The sequence below is a fragment of the Bradyrhizobium sp. WSM4873 genome, assembly GCF_055811355.1.
Genome location: NZ_JBVVPS010000001.1, coordinates 32,455 through 47,489, shown reverse-complemented (window position 1 = coordinate 47,489; position 15,035 = coordinate 32,455). Strand labels below are relative to the sequence as shown.

Below are 15,035 nucleotides of genomic sequence, written 5' to 3'. Positions count from 1 at the left end.
AAACTGGACACCAAGATGGCTTTGCTCGAAGTGAAAGACCTCAAGGTTCGTGTCGAGGAGCGTGAGATCCTCCACGGGCTGACGCTGACCGTGAACGAAGGCGAGATCCACGCGATCATGGGGCCGAACGGCTCCGGCAAGTCGACGCTGTCCCACGTCATCGCCGGCAAGCCCGGCTACGAGGTCACCGACGGCGAGATCCTGTTCAAGGGCGAAGACCTGCTCGCGATGGCCCCGAACGAGCGCGCCGCCAAGGGCGTGTTCCTGGCGTTCCAGTATCCGGTGGAGATTCCCGGCGTCTCCACCATGAATTTCCTGCGCACCGCGCTGAACGCGCAGCGCAAGGCGCGCGGTGAGAGCGAGTATTCGACGCCCGACTTCCTGAAGAAGGTTCGCGAAGTCTCGAAGTCGCTGAACATCCCGCAGGACATGCTCAAGCGCGGTGTCAATGTCGGCTTCTCCGGCGGCGAGAAGAAGCGCAACGAGGTGCTGCAGATGGCGCTGTTCGAGCCGAGCCTGTGCATCCTCGACGAGATGGATTCCGGTCTCGACATCGACGCGCTGCGCATCGCAGCCGACGGCGTCAACGCGTTGCATTCGCCCAAGCGCGCGATGGTCGTCATCACCCATTATCAGCGGCTGCTGAACTACATCGTTCCCGACATCGTGCACGTGATGTCGAAGGGGCGTGTCGTGAAGAGCGGCGGCAAGGAACTGGCGCTGGAGTTGGAAGCGTCCGGCTACGCCCAGTTCGAGGATGCCGCGTAAGGAATTTTGCGATGAACGTTGCTGTGGCAAAGACCGGAAACGGCCGCGCGGTGAGCGATCTGTTCGCCAGCGCCGAAGGCCGTCTGCCGGGTTCGCCTTCCGTGATCGCGGCGCGCCGCGAGGCGTTCGAGACCTACGAGCGTCTCGGCCTGCCGCACCGCCGGATCGAGGAGTGGAAGTACACCGATCTGCGCGCGCTGGTCGGCGAGGTGCTGCCGCTCGCGGCTGCGCCCGATGCGGCTGCGTTGAAGCGGGCCGCAGACGCGGTGAAGGCGCATGCGATCGCTGGCGCCCGCAAGCTGGTGCTGGTCGATGGCGTGTTCGCTCCCGATCTCTCCGACGTCAAGGCGCTCGCCTCCGAGGCGAGCTTCGAGACATTCCGGGAGACGCTGGAGAAGGATTCCGGGCTGCTGAAGACTGCAGCTACCGATGCTGTGATCGCGCTGAACGCGGCGATGGCGACCGACGGTGTCGTGGTTGATATCGCCGACGGCGTGCAGCTGTCCGCGCCGATTCAGATCATTCACATCGCGGCTGCGTCTTCCGCGACGGCTTTCACCCGCTCGCAGGTCGCCGTCGGGAAGGCCGCTCGTGCCACCATCATCGAGACCTTTGTCGCGGCCGGCGCCAAGGCTTACCAGGTCAGCGATGCCGTCATCCTCTCGGTCGGCGACAACGCCGACGTCGCGCATATCCGCCTGATGGATGATTCACCGGATGCGGTGAACATCACCTCGCAATTCGTCACGGTTGGCGCGAATACAAAACTCAATTTCTTCAACATGACCACCGGTGCGGCCGTCAGCCGCCTGCAAGGCTTCATCACGCTGGCAGGCGAGGGCAGTGAGCTCTCCGTCAACGGCGTGAACCTGTTGCAGAAGACCGAACATGGCGACACCACGCTGGTCGTCGACCACGCCGTGCCGAATTGCGTCAGCCGCGAAGTCTTCCGTGCCGTGATCGACGATCGCGCCCATTCGGTGTTTCAGGGCCGCATCATCGTTCGTCCCGATGCGCAGAAGACCGACGGCAAGATGATGATCCGTGCGCTGCTGCTCTCGGACGAAGCCGAGGCCGACAACAAGCCCGAGCTCGAGATCTTCGCTGACGATGTCTCCTGCGGTCACGGCGCAACCGCCGGTGCGCTCGACGAAAGCCTGCTGTTCTATCTGAAGGCGCGCGGCCTGCCGGAGAAGCAGGCCCAGGCCCTGCTGATCCAGGCTTTCGTGGGCGAGGCGATCGAGCAGATCGCCGACGATGATCTGCGCGAGCACGTGATCGGCATTGCCGAGCGCTGGCTGGAGCGGCGCCAATGAGCACGCATCCGGCAGTCAAGAACGGCGCCTACGACGTCGCGCGCGTGCGCCAGGATTTTCCGGCGCTGGCCATGCAGATCTATGGCAAGCCGCTGGTCTATCTCGACAACGCCGCCTCGGCACAGAAGCCGAGCGCTGTGCTCGATCGCATGACGCAGGCCTACACCTCCGAATACGCCAACGTGCATCGCGGCCTGCATTACCTCGCCAATGCCGCGACCGAAGCCTATGAGGGCGGCCGCACCAAGGTGGCGCAGTTCATCAACGCTGCCCGGACCGAGGAAGTGATCTTCACCCGCAACGCGACCGAGGCGATCAACCTCGTCGCCTCCTCCTGGGGTGAACCGAACATCAAAGAAGGCGACGAGATCGTCATCTCGATCATGGAGCACCACTCCAACATCGTGCCCTGGCATTTCCTCAGGGAGCGCCATGGTGCCGTGATCAAATGGGCGCCGGTCGACGACGAGGGCAATTTCCTCATCGACGAATTCGAAAAGCTGCTGACATCGAAGACCAAGCTGGTCGCGATCACGCAGATGTCGAACGCGCTCGGCACCATCGTTCCGGTCAAGGACGTCGTTAAGATCGCCCACGCCCGCGGCATTCCCGTGCTGGTCGACGGCAGCCAGGGCGCCGTGCATCTGCCCGTCGACGTCCAGGACCTCGGCTGCGACTTCTACGTCTTCACCGGCCACAAGGTCTACGGTCCGACCGGCATCGGCGTGCTCTGGGCCAAGTACGACCACCTGGTCGCGATGCGCCCGTTCAACGGCGGCGGCGAGATGATCCGCGAGGTCTCGCGCGATGTCGTCACCTATGGCGATCCCCCGCACAAATTCGAGGCCGGCACGCCGGCGATCGTCGAGGCCGTCGGACTTGGCGCCGCCATCGACTACGTCAATTCGATCGGCAAGGAGCGGATCGCGGCGCATGAGCACGATCTCGTCACCTACGCCCAGGACAAGCTGCGCGAGATCAACTCGTTGCGGCTGATCGGGACGGCGCGGGGCAAGGGCCCGGTCATCTCCTTCGAGCTCAAGGGCGCGCACGCCCATGACGTCGCCACCGTGATCGACCGCCAGGGCATCGCCGTGCGCGCCGGCACCCATTGCGTGATGCCGCTTTTAGAGCGGTTCAACGTCACGGCCACATGCCGGGCGTCGTTCGGCATGTATAATACGCGGGAAGAAGTCGATCATCTGGCACAGGCGCTGTTGAAGGCGCGGGATTTGTTCGCATGAGTGACACGGCCGAAATCAAAGCCAATCCGATGGAGACCCAGTCGGCGCTGCCGCCTGAGGAGACCGAGCGTTTGACCACCGAGATCATCGCCGGGCTCAAGACCGTGTTCGATCCGGAAATCCCGGCCGACATCTACGAGCTCGGCCTGATCTACAAGGTCGAGATCAAGGACGATCGCTCGGTCGACGTGCAGATGACCCTGACGACACCGAATTGTCCGGCCGCCGGCGAGCTTCCGACGATGGTCGAGAACGCGGTCGCCAGCGTTCCCGGCGTCGGCGTGGTCGACGTCAAGGTGGTCTGGGAGCCGGCCTGGACGCCGGAGCGCATGAGTGACGAGGCTCGCCTCGTGCTCAATATGTGGTGACGCGTAACCTGCTTTCGATCCTTGGCATTGAATTCGCTCGGCAACGGACCACATCACTGACATGACACAGATATCGTCGGGCTCGACACCAGCATCCACTCCAAAGCCGCGGCGGCCCCGCCCGCAGGTGATGCGGCTGACGGACGCTGCTGCCCAGCGCATCAACGAGCTGACCCAGCGCGCCGATTCCGAGATCGTTGGCCTGCGCGTCGGCGTCAAGAACGGCGGCTGTGCCGGTCAGTCCTACACCGTCGAGTACGCCCATGATGTTCGTCCGACCGACGAGGTCGTCGAGGACAAGGGCGTCAAGATCCTGGTCGATCCGAAGGCCGTACTGTTCCTGCTCGGCACCGAGATGGACTACAAGGCCGACAAGATGCAGGCCCAGTTCGTCTTCAACAACCCCAACCAGATCTCCGCCTGCGGCTGCGGCGAGTCGGTCGAGCTGCGTCCGGCGCAGATCGACGGGTAGTTTTCTCACGTTGCTCTCGTATCCCGGACGCGCTGCAGTGCGCTTGCGTTGCTGCGCAGAGACGGGACCCACGCTATGGTCACCAGTACAAGACGCTGGGCCCCGGCTCAGCAGCGCACCGTTTCACGCTGCGCTGCGTCCGGGGCACGAGAGAGCCTGCCCATGGACCGCGGATTCCTGATCGACCTGTTCGCCGATTTCGGCCCCGTCGCCATCCGGAAAATGTTCTCCGGCTACGGCATTTCCGCCGACGGCATCAACTTCGCGCTTGCCTTGCGCGCCGGCCTGTTTTTCCGCGCCGACGAGGTGACCATCCCGGATTTTGAAGCGGAGGGCTCGAAGCCGTTCCAATACGCGACCCGCGCCAAGACCGTGGTGGTGAACTCCTATTGGGAGCTGCCCGCGCGGTTGTTCGACGATTCCGCGGAACTCGCGCAATGGGCGAGGGCGGCTCTCGCCGCCGCCCAGCGCGCCAACGTGAAGAAGCGACCCAAGGCGAAGGAGGCGGTAAAGAAGCCAGCGAACAAGCCGGCGAAGAAGGTCGCCAAGCCTGCGAAAGCGGCGAAGAAAGTCGGCAAGAAGAGCCCGGCCCGCAAGCGCGCCACGCGAAGGGCTTGAGGTTCACTCCACGGCTTTGGTCAGACCAACCCGCATGTCCTTGGCGGTGAAGACGCAGATGCCGTCGGCCAGCACGCGACCGTCGGCAATACCGAGCACCAGCTTGCCGCGCCGGACCATCCTCATGGAGACTTCGTAGCGCACGCGTTGCGCGTTCGGTGTGACCTCGCCCGTGCACGCGACCTCGCCGACGCCGATGGCGCGGCCCTTGCCCGGGGAGCCCGACCATCCCAGCCAGTAGCCGACCATCTGCCACATGGCATCCAGCCCCAGAGACGCCGGCATCGTGGCATCGCCGCGAAAGTGGCAATCGAAGAACCAATGGCCGGGCGCGATGTCCAGTTCGCCGACGATGTGGCCCTTGCCGAACTCGCCGCCGTCCAGGCTGATTTCCGTGATGCGGTCCATCATCAGCATCGGCGGCGCCGGCAATTGCGCATTGTCTGGGCCGAAATAGCCGCCCTCGCTCGATCTCAGCAGCTCGTCCCTGGTGTAGGACGGTGCGGTGAGTGAAAATCATGCGGATTGGGCAAGACGACAAGTCCTCCGGATGCGCGCGGGCGGACACCTCAAGGCGGCGAGGGAGATGTCGTTCGTCAGGTCAGAATGTCAAGCGCGGGTGGCGGTGCGCGGCTTCGGCGTCACGCCACCCGGTTGTGCGTCTCGACCGCGAATTCCGGATCGGCCTCGCAGATCACGCGGTTGCGGCCGTTGCGTTTGGCTGCGTAAAGGCAGGCATCCGCGCGTTCGATCAGCGCCTCGGTGTCGTCGCCCTGCTTGAGCATGGAGACTCCGACGGAGATGGTGACGCGGCCGAGGATTTCGCCGGTCGACTTCTTCTTCAATTCCTTGGCCATCACCGCGCGGCGGATGTGATCGGCCACCGTAAGGGCCTGGCGCAGCGCGGTGTTGGGCAGCACGACCGCGAATTCCTCGCCGCCATACCGGGCGGTGATGTCCTGGCCCTTGATGGTCTGCTTCAGCGACAGGCCGACCAGCCGGAGCACCTGGTCGCCGGTGAGATGGCCGTAGGAATCGTTGAACGACTTGAAGTGATCGATGTCGACCAGCAGCAGCGACAGCGGCTCGCCGGAGGCGAGCGCGCCTTGCACGGCCATGTCGATCATGCGATCGAAATATTTGCGGTTGCCGAGCCCCGTCAGCGGATCGGTCAGGCTCTCGGCGCGGATCGCCTCCAGGCTCTGCTGGAGGTTGCTGATCTCGCTCTTCGAGAGTGTCAGCCGGTCTTCCAGTGCCTTGTTGGTCTCACGCATCTCGCTGGTGGAACGCAGCAGCGTCTCGACGATCGACTTGATCTGTTCGCGGCTCTTGGCCGATGACAGCTTCTCGGTCGCGCCCGACAGGCTGGCATCGTAGGAGCCGGTCATCCCGAGCGCGTCGCCCAGGACCTTCATCACGTCGTCGATCTCGCCGATGACGCGCGCGCCGACCTTGTCGATGCGGTCGGTGGTCTTGATGTGGGAGAGGTAGGTCTCGTAGATCTGATCGAGATCGGCTTCGGTCAGCTTGCCGCTCCGCGCCAGCGTCTCGTTGATGATCTTGTTGAGCGGGGCGTTGTAGCCGGTGGCGTAGACGTACCAGATCTCGTAATTGCGGGGAATTGCCGTCTGCCGTAGCGACCGGATCTGACCGAGCGCTACCTCGGCGAACGCCATCGTGCGTTCGTGTTCGTCGAGCACCTTGACCACGGAACATACCCCACAACGATCGGCGCGCCGTCGACCGCAGCAATACTTAAATTATGTTCGTAGGCTAACGGACGATCGTGAACGCCCCGTAAATATACGTCCACGAATGCATCCGAAAAAGTGCGCGCCGGCTTGGTTTCAACCAAAGCCGGAGCACATCGTGCTTCAGGCCCCGGCGGGGGAGCGAACCGGACGCAGCAGAAATGCCGGCAGATGCGAGTGGTCGCCCGGCTCGCTGTCGGCCTCGCGTTGCCGACGCGGCTCGGGACGGCCGATCGACGGCACATGCGACGGATTGGCCTGCTGGCGCGCCCCGTCACGCGGCTCGGATGATGGCTTGCCTTCACGCGCAGGTCTACCTTCACGGGGAGGTCTGGCTTCACGCGGAGGCCTTGCCTCGCGCGCGGGCCTCGCTTCGGAAACGGGCCTTGCTTCGGGAGCGGGTCGTGCTTCGGCTGAAGGCTGTGCCTCGCCACGTGGTTCGCGCGGCTCGTGGCTGCGCTCACGATCACGGCCGCGTTGCGGCTTGCCGCGAGCGCCGCGTGAACGTTCACGGCCGCGCTGCTCGCGCGGACGCTCGCCAGCATCGGAAGCATCCGTGCGGACTTCGAAATCGCCTTCGGCGCGCGGAATGCTCTGGCCGATCAGCTTTTCGATGGCCACCATCGACTTCTGGTCGAGCGGCGTGACGAGCGAGATCGCCATGCCGGACCGGCCTGCGCGACCGGTGCGGCCGACGCGGTGGACGTAGTCGTCGGGATGGTGGGGAACATCGAAATTGAAGACGTGGCTGACCTCGGGGATGTCGAGGCCGCGGGCGGCGACGTCGGATGCGACGAGGAGGGGCAGCTCGCCCTTGCGGAACTGCTCGAGTGCCGCCGTGCGGGCCGACTGGTCCATGTCGCCGTGCAGCGCGCCGACGCTGAAGCCGTGCTTTTGCAGCGATTTGTGAACGACGGCGACGTCGCGCTTGCGATTGCAGAAGATGATCGCGTTCTGGAGATCCTTGGCCTCGCGCAGCAATCGGCGAAGCAGATCGCGCTTCTCATGCGCCTCGCGCCCGGCCGGGACCTGACACTGCGTAACGGTGACAGCGGTCGTGGCGGGCTTCGATACCTCGACTTTCTGCGGATTGTGCAGGAAGGTTTCGGTGATGCGCCGTATCTCCGGCGGCATGGTCGCGGTGAAGAACAAGGTCTGCCGCGTGAACGGGACGAGCTTGCAGACGCGCTCGATGTCGGGAATGAAGCCCATGTCCAGCATGCGGTCGGCTTCGTCGATGACGAGCAGCTCGACGCCGGTGAGCAGCAGGCCGCCGCGCTCCGTGTGGTCGAGCAGGCGGCCGGGAGTAGCGATCAGCACGTCGACGCCGCGCGTCAGCTTGGCATCCTGGTCGCCGAAGGAAACGCCGCCGATCAGGAGGGCGACGTTGAGTTTCTGACCCGCGCCGTAGCGGTCGAAGTTTTCCTTCACCTGCGCCGCGAGTTCGCGGGTCGGCTCGAGGATCAGGGTGCGCGGCATGCGCGCCCGGGCGCGACCCTTTTCGAGGATGGTGAGCATCGGCAGCACGAAGGCTGCGGTCTTGCCGGTGCCGGTCTGGGCGATGCCGAGCACGTCCTTGCGAGCGAGGACGTGAGGGATCGCCTGTTCCTGAATGGGGGTGGGGGTGGTGTAACCGGTGGCCGCCACTGCGGCGAGGACTTTTTCGGATAGTCCGAGATGGGTAAAAGACATTGAGCCTCTGGTCGAAACCGCCGTTCGGAATCGAGGGTAATAAGGCTGTCGCGTTCCACCCCGAAACGGCGCGCTCTCAAAGAAGCTGGGGGTGCTGACTCACGCGAACAAAGCGCCAGGCTCAGGAATCGCTCTTCGATCTGAACCGCGTCGCCACGGAACATAGGGCGGAATCGGCCAAAGTCAATGGAGCAGGCGCGGGAAGGCCCTAAAAAACCTGAGGTTTTCGCCCAAATAGCGGGCGCGGCTGCGGTTTTCCGCCCAATCCGCCGATCGGCCGGAACGGCCCAAACGTCGGCTAGCCCCCCTCCGGCCCCTGCGCGCGGAAGTCGCCGGGCGCCATCCCGTAAGCGGCATTGAAGACCCGGTAATAGGTCGCGAGGCTGTCGAACCCGCAGGAGGTCGCGATGTCGGCGATCAGCCGCTCCGGGGCTTCGCGCATCAAGCGGCGGCTCTGGTTCAGGCGTTCGTCCGTCACGGTTTGCGAAAAACTCCTGGCCACGCTTTCGAACAACATATGCAGGTGACGCACGGAGACGCCGAGCAGGTCGGCCACCATCGTCGGCGCCAGATTTGGGTCTTGCAGGTGACGCGCGATCAGGCGCCGTGCGTGCGAGAGCCGGGCGGTCCGCAGTGCGGCCTGCCCGAGGCGGCTGCCGGGCCGCAGGATGCCGCGCTCGATCAGCGCCAGATGGGCTAAAGCCTGGACGAGGGAAGCGGCATCGGCGGCGCCGTCATCACCCGCGGCAACCTGGCCGAGATCGGCAAAGCAGGCGCCGAGCAGAGGCGTCAGGGTGGAATCGTCGAACGTCCGGGGCGCAAGCTCGCGCATGCGCTTGTGCTGTGTGGAGAGGCCGCTCAGCGGTACCTTCAGGATTCGCAGGTGGAAGCCTCCCGTGCCCAGCGGCTCCGCGCGATAGGGCTGGTCGGTATGGCTGGTGGCGAAGCTGCCATTGGCGATCGTGAAGTCGCTGCCGCGCATGCCGCCGAACCAGGCGCCGCTGCCGAGCTGCTGATAGACGCAGAGGCTGTCGCCCGGCGCGTGAGCGATGTCGGTCGTGCTGCGCTCGACCGTGTAATGGGAGGCCTTCAGCTCGACCAGGCCGGCTCCGCCAAGCTGGCGCAGCGAGAATTCGCCGAAGAAGTCCGCGCGGCGTTCGCGTTCGAGTTCGACGGTGACGCCGAACAGGCCCTTGGCGCGTACCTCGCGCCAAAAGTCGAAGCGGTCGTGCGGCTCGACCTCGTCGGTGCACCAGCGATACACGGCGGCCCCCACTTCCGGCGGAATTGCCCACAAGAATTCACCGAGAAAAAGCAGATTCCGGTGGCATCTACCATAGGCTAGACGACAGACCTGACTCCTCAGGGCTGTTGAACCAGCGATGTGGCTGGGCCGACTATCACATCAACGACGCGGTTCCCATGAACCGCTGTTCGAAGGAACCGGCGTGGGCCGTTCTTGAGGGATTTTCGATGACGCGTCGGCTTTTCAGAGTACTGGCAGCGCTTGGCCTCGCGGCCGGCCTCAGCGGTTTCGCGCTTCCCGCCTGTGCCGAGAAGCGCGTTGCGCTCGTCGTCGGCAACAACGACTACAGGAACGTTCCGAAACTGCTCAAGGCGGTCAACGACGCCCGCACCATGGGCGATACGCTGAAGCAGCTCGGCTTCTCGGTGATGGTCGCCGAAAACCAGAGCCGGCAGCAATTTTCGGAGACGCTGCTCGCGTTCGATCGGACGATCGAGCCCGGCGACACCGCGTTCTTCTTCTATGCCGGCCACGGCTTCGAAATCGCAGGCCAGAACTATCTGCTGCCGACGGACGTGCCGGCGGCGACGGAAGGGCAGGAAGAGCTGGTGCGTGACGCCTCCATCCTGGCCGATCGCATCGTCGAGCGCCTCCAGAACAAGAAGGCGCGAACCTCTATCCTGGTGTTCGACGCCTGCCGCAACAACCCGTTCGAGCGCAAAGGTACCCGCGCCGTCGCCGGTGGCGGCGGGCTTGCCCCGATGGTGCAACTGCCCGAAGGCGTGTTCTCGGTCTTCTCCGCGGGCCCGCGCCAGACCGCGCTCGACCGGCTCTCCAACGACGACGCCAATCCCAATTCGGTGTTCACGCGCACCTTCGCCAAGGAGTTGCTCCAGCCCGGCGAGAACCTGGTGCAAGTGGCGCAGCGTACGCGCCGTCTCGTCAGCGAGATGGCCGACACCGTCAAGCACAGGCAGGTGCCGGTCTATTTCGATCAGATGGTCGACGACGTCTTCCTCAGCGGCATCGCCAAGGACGCCGCCGCGCGCCCAGCCGATCCGCCGGCGCAGAAGCTCGCGGCGCTGCCACCGGTGTCGGTGCCGCGCGTGCCGAAGGAGGAGACCACCAACGCGCCGATCGCGAGCTTCTCGCGCCACAATGGCGGCTGGAGCGTGGTGTTCTCCTTTGCAGATCCGACCCTCGGCGTTTCCTGGCGCATGGCCGGGAATGGCGATTTCCGCGAAACCGGATTCATCGATACGCTCGACCCGCGTACGCGCAAGAGAATGCCGAACCCGTCGATCGAATTGCCGCCGGACGCGCAGGCCGGCACCATCGAGGTCCGCTATGTCGACCAGTCCGGTGACATGCAGGGCCCATTCCCGATCAGGTTCGATCCCGAAGCCGCGCTGATCCGCGACCAGCGCAAGATCCTCGACATGACCGCGACGAGCTGGCTGTCATTCCGCGAGTTCAACGGGCTGCTGGTCTACTACACGCACCTCGTGTCCTACCGCTGCGCCATCCGCGAGGTGCGCATCGGCATCGACACCGCCGTTCCGAACCAGCTGTTGAAGATGCCGGGCTGCGACATGCGCGATCCCAGCGCGATCAGCGCCGGCATGCCGCTCTACATGAAGCTCGCGCCGGCAACGCAGTTCATCTCGGTGGAGCTGACCTATCGCGACGGCAGCGTGTCGGAGATCAAGAGCTTCCGCAGCGCGAACCGCAGCAACAACTGATGACGCGGGCGAAGGCGTCGCGCACGCTTTTGCTACCCGATTCCTGATGAAGCGCTTGAGCTTGTCCTACTCCTCGTAGGGATAACCGTTGTGTTCGATGCGCACCGGCGCAAGCGGCGGCCTGCGCGGTGCGATCATGATCAAGACGAAAAGCACGTTGATCAGGATCCAGACGCCGAGCAGTATGAGGATTGTCTGCACTGCAATTTCCTGAATGAGTCGGAATTGACGGCAAGGCTAACGGCCATTCACAACTGCGGCAAATGAATCTTGCTTGCTGCACTGCACGCAAACCTTGACCCGTAAATGAGGACCCGGCCGTGAAACCCGATACGTCGCAGAATCCCCAGGGCTCTTCGTTGAAGGTCCGGTGTTGCATCGTCGGCGGCGGACCGGCGGGCATGATGCTCGGCTATCTCTTGGGGCGCGCCGGCATCGATGTCGTGGTGCTGGAGAAGCATGCGGATTTCTTCCGCGACTTCCGCGGCGACACCGTGCATCCCTCGACCCTCCAGGTGATGGACGAGCTCGGTCTGATCGACGGATTCCTGAAGCTGCCGCATCAGCGCCTGCAGAAGATGGACGGCCTGTTCGGCGGTACCCCCGTTCGCATCGCCGATCTCAGCCGCCTCCGCACCAAGTTCCCCTTCATCGCCTTCATGCCGCAATGGGATTTCCTGAATTTCCTGCGCGAGGCCGGCCAGCGCTTCGCCTCGCTGAAGGTGATGATGAACACGGAGGCGGTCGATCTGATCCGCCACGGCGAGACCATCGCCGGCGTGCGGGCGAATACGCCGGACGGTATCGTGGACATCGAAGCCGATCTCACCATCGCCTGTGACGGCCGGCATTCGACCGTGCGCCAGCGTTCCGGCCTCGAGGTCGAGGAGATCGGCGCGCCAATGGACGTGCTGTGGTTCCGCGTCGGCCGCAACGCGAACGAGACCGAAAACCTGTTCGCGCGCGTCGAGCCCGGCAAGATGATGATCACCTTCGACCGCGGCGACTATTGGCAATGCGCCTATGTCATCGCCAAGGGACGATACGACGCGGTGAAGGCGAGGGGATTGCAGGCGCTGCTCGACGACGTCGTTCGCATGGCGCCGGTCCTGAAGAGCGGCATCGCGGATGTGAAGAGCTTCGACGATTTCAAGCTGCTCACCGTCGCGATCAACCGCCTGCCGCGCTGGACGCGGCCGGGCCTGCTTCTGATCGGCGACGCCGCACATGCGATGTCGCCGGTCGGCGGCGTCGGCGTCAATCTCGCTGTGCAGGATGCGGTCGCGACCGCAAACCTGCTGGCGGACAAGCTGCAGCGCGGCTGCCCGTCGGAGAACGAGCTCGATGCCGTGCGCCGTCGCCGCGAATTCCCGGTGAAGATGACGCAGCGAATGCAGATGATCGTGCAGAACAACATCATCAGCAGCGCTTTGCAGGGCGACGACCGGCCGCTGAAAGTGCCGCTGGTCCTGCGCCTCATCACCGCGCTGCCGTGGCTCCAGGGCATACCGGCGCGCCTGCTCGCCCTTGGCGTCCGGCCCGAGCACGTGCAGTCGAAGGCTGCGCCGGCACGGTAGCGCAAGGACCCGGTAGGGATAACGCGGCGTTAAATCGCGCTCGGCGCGTTGCCCGCGTGCAACAGCGCAAACGGATTAAAGGCGCGCTGCTTGCCAATCCAACGTCTTAACTGTCTTGATTCAAATTTGAGTAAGACCTGCGTGTGAGCGTGCACCCATCAAAGGACACGGGGTGTACCATGCGTAACAAGTTGATTGCCGCCTTCGCCTGCACGACCGCTCTGATTTCGACCGGCGCCGCTTCCGCCGCCGATCTCGGTGCACGGCCCTACACAAAGGCGCCGGCCTATATGGAGTCGATGTTCAACTGGACCGGCTTCTATGTCGGCGGCCACATCGGCGGCGCATGGACCAACGAGCAGTTCATCAACAACGGGACCGGCGCACCGTTCGGCGATCTGACCCCGGGGCAGGGCTACCGTCAGCGCAACTCCGGCATCCTGGGCGGCGCCCAGATCGGCTACAACTGGCAGGCCAACAACTACGTGTTCGGTATGGAAGGCACGATCTCGGGCCTCGACAACAAGGGCTCGTTCTTGAACACCGCGTTTGGCGCGGGTGACGACGTGTTCTCCTGGCGCGCCAATGTGCTTGCCACCGTCGTCGGTCGCGCGGGCTTCGCCGTGCAGAACAACCTGTTCTACATCAAGGGCGGCTATGCCGGCGTGAACAACCGTCTCTCGGTCACCGACACGGTCGGCGTGGCCACCGGTTCTGGCGGTCAGACCCATTGGGCCAACGGCTGGACCGTCGGTGCCGGCTGGGAATACGGCATCACCCGCAACTGGATCGTCGGCCTCGAATACAACTACGCCGCCTTCGCCAGCCAGACCTATCAACTTGGCGGCACGTCGGGCAACTACAGCTTCGATGCCAAGCCGCGCGATCTCCAGTGGGCCGTCGTGCGCGCCAGCTACAAGTTCGACGCGCCGGTCATCGCCCGCTACTGAGTGGGTCAACGAACGACCAAGCAGCCATAAAAGACGATCACTGCCCAAATTTAAAAGCCCCGGCATTGTCCGGGGCTTCTTTTTTGTGTGCAGATTATCGCGTACGGCCTACGCCATTACCGAGAACCCGCCGTCGACGGGGATCGCGGTGCCGGTGACGAAGTTGGAGGCGGACGAGGCAAGAAACACGGTGATGCCGGCGAAATCGTCGATGTCGCCCCACCGCCCCGCAGGCGTGCGTGCCAGCACCCGCTCGTGCAATCCTGATACCTGCTGCCGCGCGCCGCGAGTCAAGTCGGTGTCGATCCAGCCCGGGAGGATGGCATTGACCTGGATGTTGTCGGGCGCCCACGCATTGGCGCAGGCGCGCGTGTACTGAACGATGCCGCCCTTGCTCGCCGCGTAGGCCGTCGCGAAGCTCGCGCCGAAGATCGACATCATCGAGCCGATGTTGATCACCTTGCCGTTGCCGGACGCCTTCAGCGCCGGATAGGCCAGCTTCGAGCACAGGAAGGCGCTGGTGAGGTTGGTGTTGATCACCGTATTCCACTCGTCGAGCTCGAGCTCGTGCGGCGGCTTGCGGATGCTCATGCCGGCATTGTTGATGAGGATGTCGATGCGGCCGAGATCCCTGACGACGCGATCGACCATCGCGGCGATGCCCGCCTTGTCGGTGACGTCGGTGGGAACAGAGATTGCCTTCACGCCGCGTTGAGCCAGATTGGCGACGGCGGCGGCGGATTTGGTTTCATTGCGTCCGACCACGGCGATGTTGGCGCCGGCATCGGCGAGGCCACGGGCCATGCCGAGCCCGATGCCGCCATTGCCTCCCGTGACAATCGCGACCTTGCCGCGGAGATCGAACCGACTGGATGTCATGCTGCTATTCCCTGGTTTCTTCTATTGGTTGCTCTGCCAGATCAGCACCAGCCCGAAGCCGGCCATGGCTGCGCCATAGCCGGCCCATTGCAACTGGTTGACCATGAAGCTCGATCGCGGCCACGCGACGGTGCCCGTGCCCTGTCCGATCCAGAGCAGCCCGACGGCGAGGGCAAACAGGCCTGCTACAAGCAGAAATCTGCGCATGCATTCCTCCCCATGGGTCCGCTTCTGTCGTGACGCGGTCCATCAATGACGTCTGCGCTCACGAAAGCTTGGCCTACACAGTAGCCGGCTTCGATTTAGATACAATGGTTTGGGACAAGGACGGAGGTGAGCGCTCGGATTGCTGAAGGCCAGCTTGGGCGCTCGATAACCCCAAACGAAAAAGCCCCGGACCATGCCGGGGCTT

The 15,035-nt window shown here is 64.2% G+C and carries 15 protein-coding genes and 1 pseudogene; 9 read left to right on the top strand and 7 right to left on the bottom strand.

Annotation, left to right across the window (positions count from 1 at the left end; genetic code table 11):
• Positions 1 to 15: 15 nt before the first annotated feature.
• The 6 genes from sufC to AC0L21_RS00195 all read left to right on the top strand — a co-directional run bounded on the left by sufC (position 16) and on the right by AC0L21_RS00195 (position 4,786).
• Entirely contained in the window at positions 16 to 768 is a 753-nt protein-coding gene (gene sufC, locus AC0L21_RS00220) for a Fe-S cluster assembly ATPase SufC (RefSeq protein ID WP_007591556.1), read from the top strand.
• A gap of 11 nt (positions 769 to 779) precedes the next feature.
• Entirely contained in the window at positions 780 to 2,084 is a 1,305-nt protein-coding gene (gene sufD / locus AC0L21_RS00215) for a Fe-S cluster assembly protein SufD (RefSeq protein ID WP_473256951.1), read from the top strand.
• A complete protein-coding gene (locus AC0L21_RS00210) occupies positions 2,081 to 3,328 on the top strand; it encodes a cysteine desulfurase (protein WP_473256950.1) in 1,248 nt (415 codons plus the stop codon). Before sufD ends, AC0L21_RS00210 begins: the two co-directional genes overlap by 4 nt.
• Positions 3,325 to 3,696 carry an SUF system Fe-S cluster assembly protein gene (locus tag AC0L21_RS00205; protein ID WP_007591551.1) on the top strand — a complete coding sequence of 124 codons (372 nt, stop codon included), beginning with the start codon at positions 3,325 to 3,327 and terminating at the stop codon, positions 3,694 to 3,696. The genes AC0L21_RS00210 and AC0L21_RS00205 overlap by 4 nt, the downstream gene beginning before the upstream one ends.
• Before the next feature lie 61 nt (positions 3,697 to 3,757).
• A complete protein-coding gene (locus tag AC0L21_RS00200; protein ID WP_081747958.1) occupies positions 3,758 to 4,168 on the top strand; it encodes a HesB/IscA family protein in 411 nt (136 codons plus the stop codon).
• Between the two features lie 162 nt (positions 4,169 to 4,330).
• On the top strand, positions 4,331 to 4,786 hold the full coding sequence (locus tag AC0L21_RS00195; protein ID WP_473256949.1) for a TfoX/Sxy family protein: 456 nt from the start codon (positions 4,331 to 4,333) through the stop codon (positions 4,784 to 4,786).
• 3 nt (positions 4,787 to 4,789) lie between these two features.
• Here the strand turns inward: AC0L21_RS00195 and fabA are convergent.
• From fabA to AC0L21_RS00175, 4 genes and pseudogenes are all read right to left on the bottom strand, one after another.
• Positions 4,790 to 5,319 (bottom strand): annotated as a pseudogene (fabA, locus tag AC0L21_RS00190) (bifunctional 3-hydroxydecanoyl-ACP dehydratase/trans-2-decenoyl-ACP isomerase).
• Positions 5,320 to 5,427: 108 nt separating this feature from the next.
• Complete coding sequence (locus tag AC0L21_RS00185) at positions 5,428 to 6,495, bottom strand: GGDEF domain-containing protein (protein WP_473256948.1); 1,068 nt, start codon at positions 6,493 to 6,495, stop codon at positions 5,428 to 5,430.
• A 165-nt stretch (positions 6,496 to 6,660) separates the two neighbouring features.
• Entirely contained in the window at positions 6,661 to 8,229 is a 1,569-nt protein-coding gene (locus AC0L21_RS00180) for a DEAD/DEAH box helicase (RefSeq protein WP_473256947.1), read from the bottom strand.
• A 298-nt stretch (positions 8,230 to 8,527) separates the two neighbouring features.
• Positions 8,528 to 9,493, bottom strand: a complete 966-nt coding sequence (locus AC0L21_RS00175) for a helix-turn-helix transcriptional regulator (protein WP_473256946.1) — start codon at positions 9,491 to 9,493, stop codon at positions 8,528 to 8,530.
• Between the two features lie 209 nt (positions 9,494 to 9,702).
• Between AC0L21_RS00175 and AC0L21_RS00170 the strand changes: the two genes are divergently transcribed.
• Positions 9,703 to 11,217 carry a caspase family protein gene (locus tag AC0L21_RS00170; RefSeq protein ID WP_473256945.1) on the top strand — a complete coding sequence of 505 codons (1,515 nt, stop codon included), beginning with the start codon at positions 9,703 to 9,705 and terminating at the stop codon, positions 11,215 to 11,217.
• A 66-nt stretch (positions 11,218 to 11,283) separates the two neighbouring features.
• On the opposite strand, the gene AC0L21_RS00165 is transcribed toward AC0L21_RS00170, so the two are convergent.
• Positions 11,284 to 11,418 (bottom strand): hypothetical protein, encoded by a 135-nt coding sequence (locus tag AC0L21_RS00165; protein WP_456764490.1) that lies wholly within the window; start codon positions 11,416 to 11,418, stop codon positions 11,284 to 11,286.
• Between the two features lie 119 nt (positions 11,419 to 11,537).
• Between AC0L21_RS00165 and AC0L21_RS00160 the strand changes: the two genes are divergently transcribed.
• The gene (locus AC0L21_RS00160) at positions 11,538 to 12,794 is read left to right on the top strand and encodes an FAD-dependent oxidoreductase (protein ID WP_473256944.1); all 1,257 of its coding nucleotides are present in this window, start codon (positions 11,538 to 11,540) and stop codon (positions 12,792 to 12,794) included.
• A gap of 179 nt (positions 12,795 to 12,973) precedes the next feature.
• Entirely contained in the window at positions 12,974 to 13,744 is a 771-nt protein-coding gene (locus AC0L21_RS00155; RefSeq protein ID WP_473256943.1) for an outer membrane protein, read from the top strand.
• A gap of 108 nt (positions 13,745 to 13,852) precedes the next feature.
• Here the strand turns inward: AC0L21_RS00155 and AC0L21_RS00150 are convergent, their stop codons facing one another.
• Both AC0L21_RS00150 and AC0L21_RS00145 read right to left on the bottom strand, forming a co-directional pair.
• On the bottom strand, positions 13,853 to 14,623 hold the full coding sequence (locus tag AC0L21_RS00150; RefSeq protein WP_473256942.1) for an SDR family NAD(P)-dependent oxidoreductase: 771 nt from the start codon (positions 14,621 to 14,623) through the stop codon (positions 13,853 to 13,855).
• A 21-nt stretch (positions 14,624 to 14,644) separates the two neighbouring features.
• The gene (locus AC0L21_RS00145; RefSeq protein WP_007591540.1) at positions 14,645 to 14,830 is read right to left on the bottom strand and encodes a hypothetical protein; all 186 of its coding nucleotides are present in this window, start codon (positions 14,828 to 14,830) and stop codon (positions 14,645 to 14,647) included.
• Between the last annotated feature and the right edge of the window lie 205 nt (positions 14,831 to 15,035).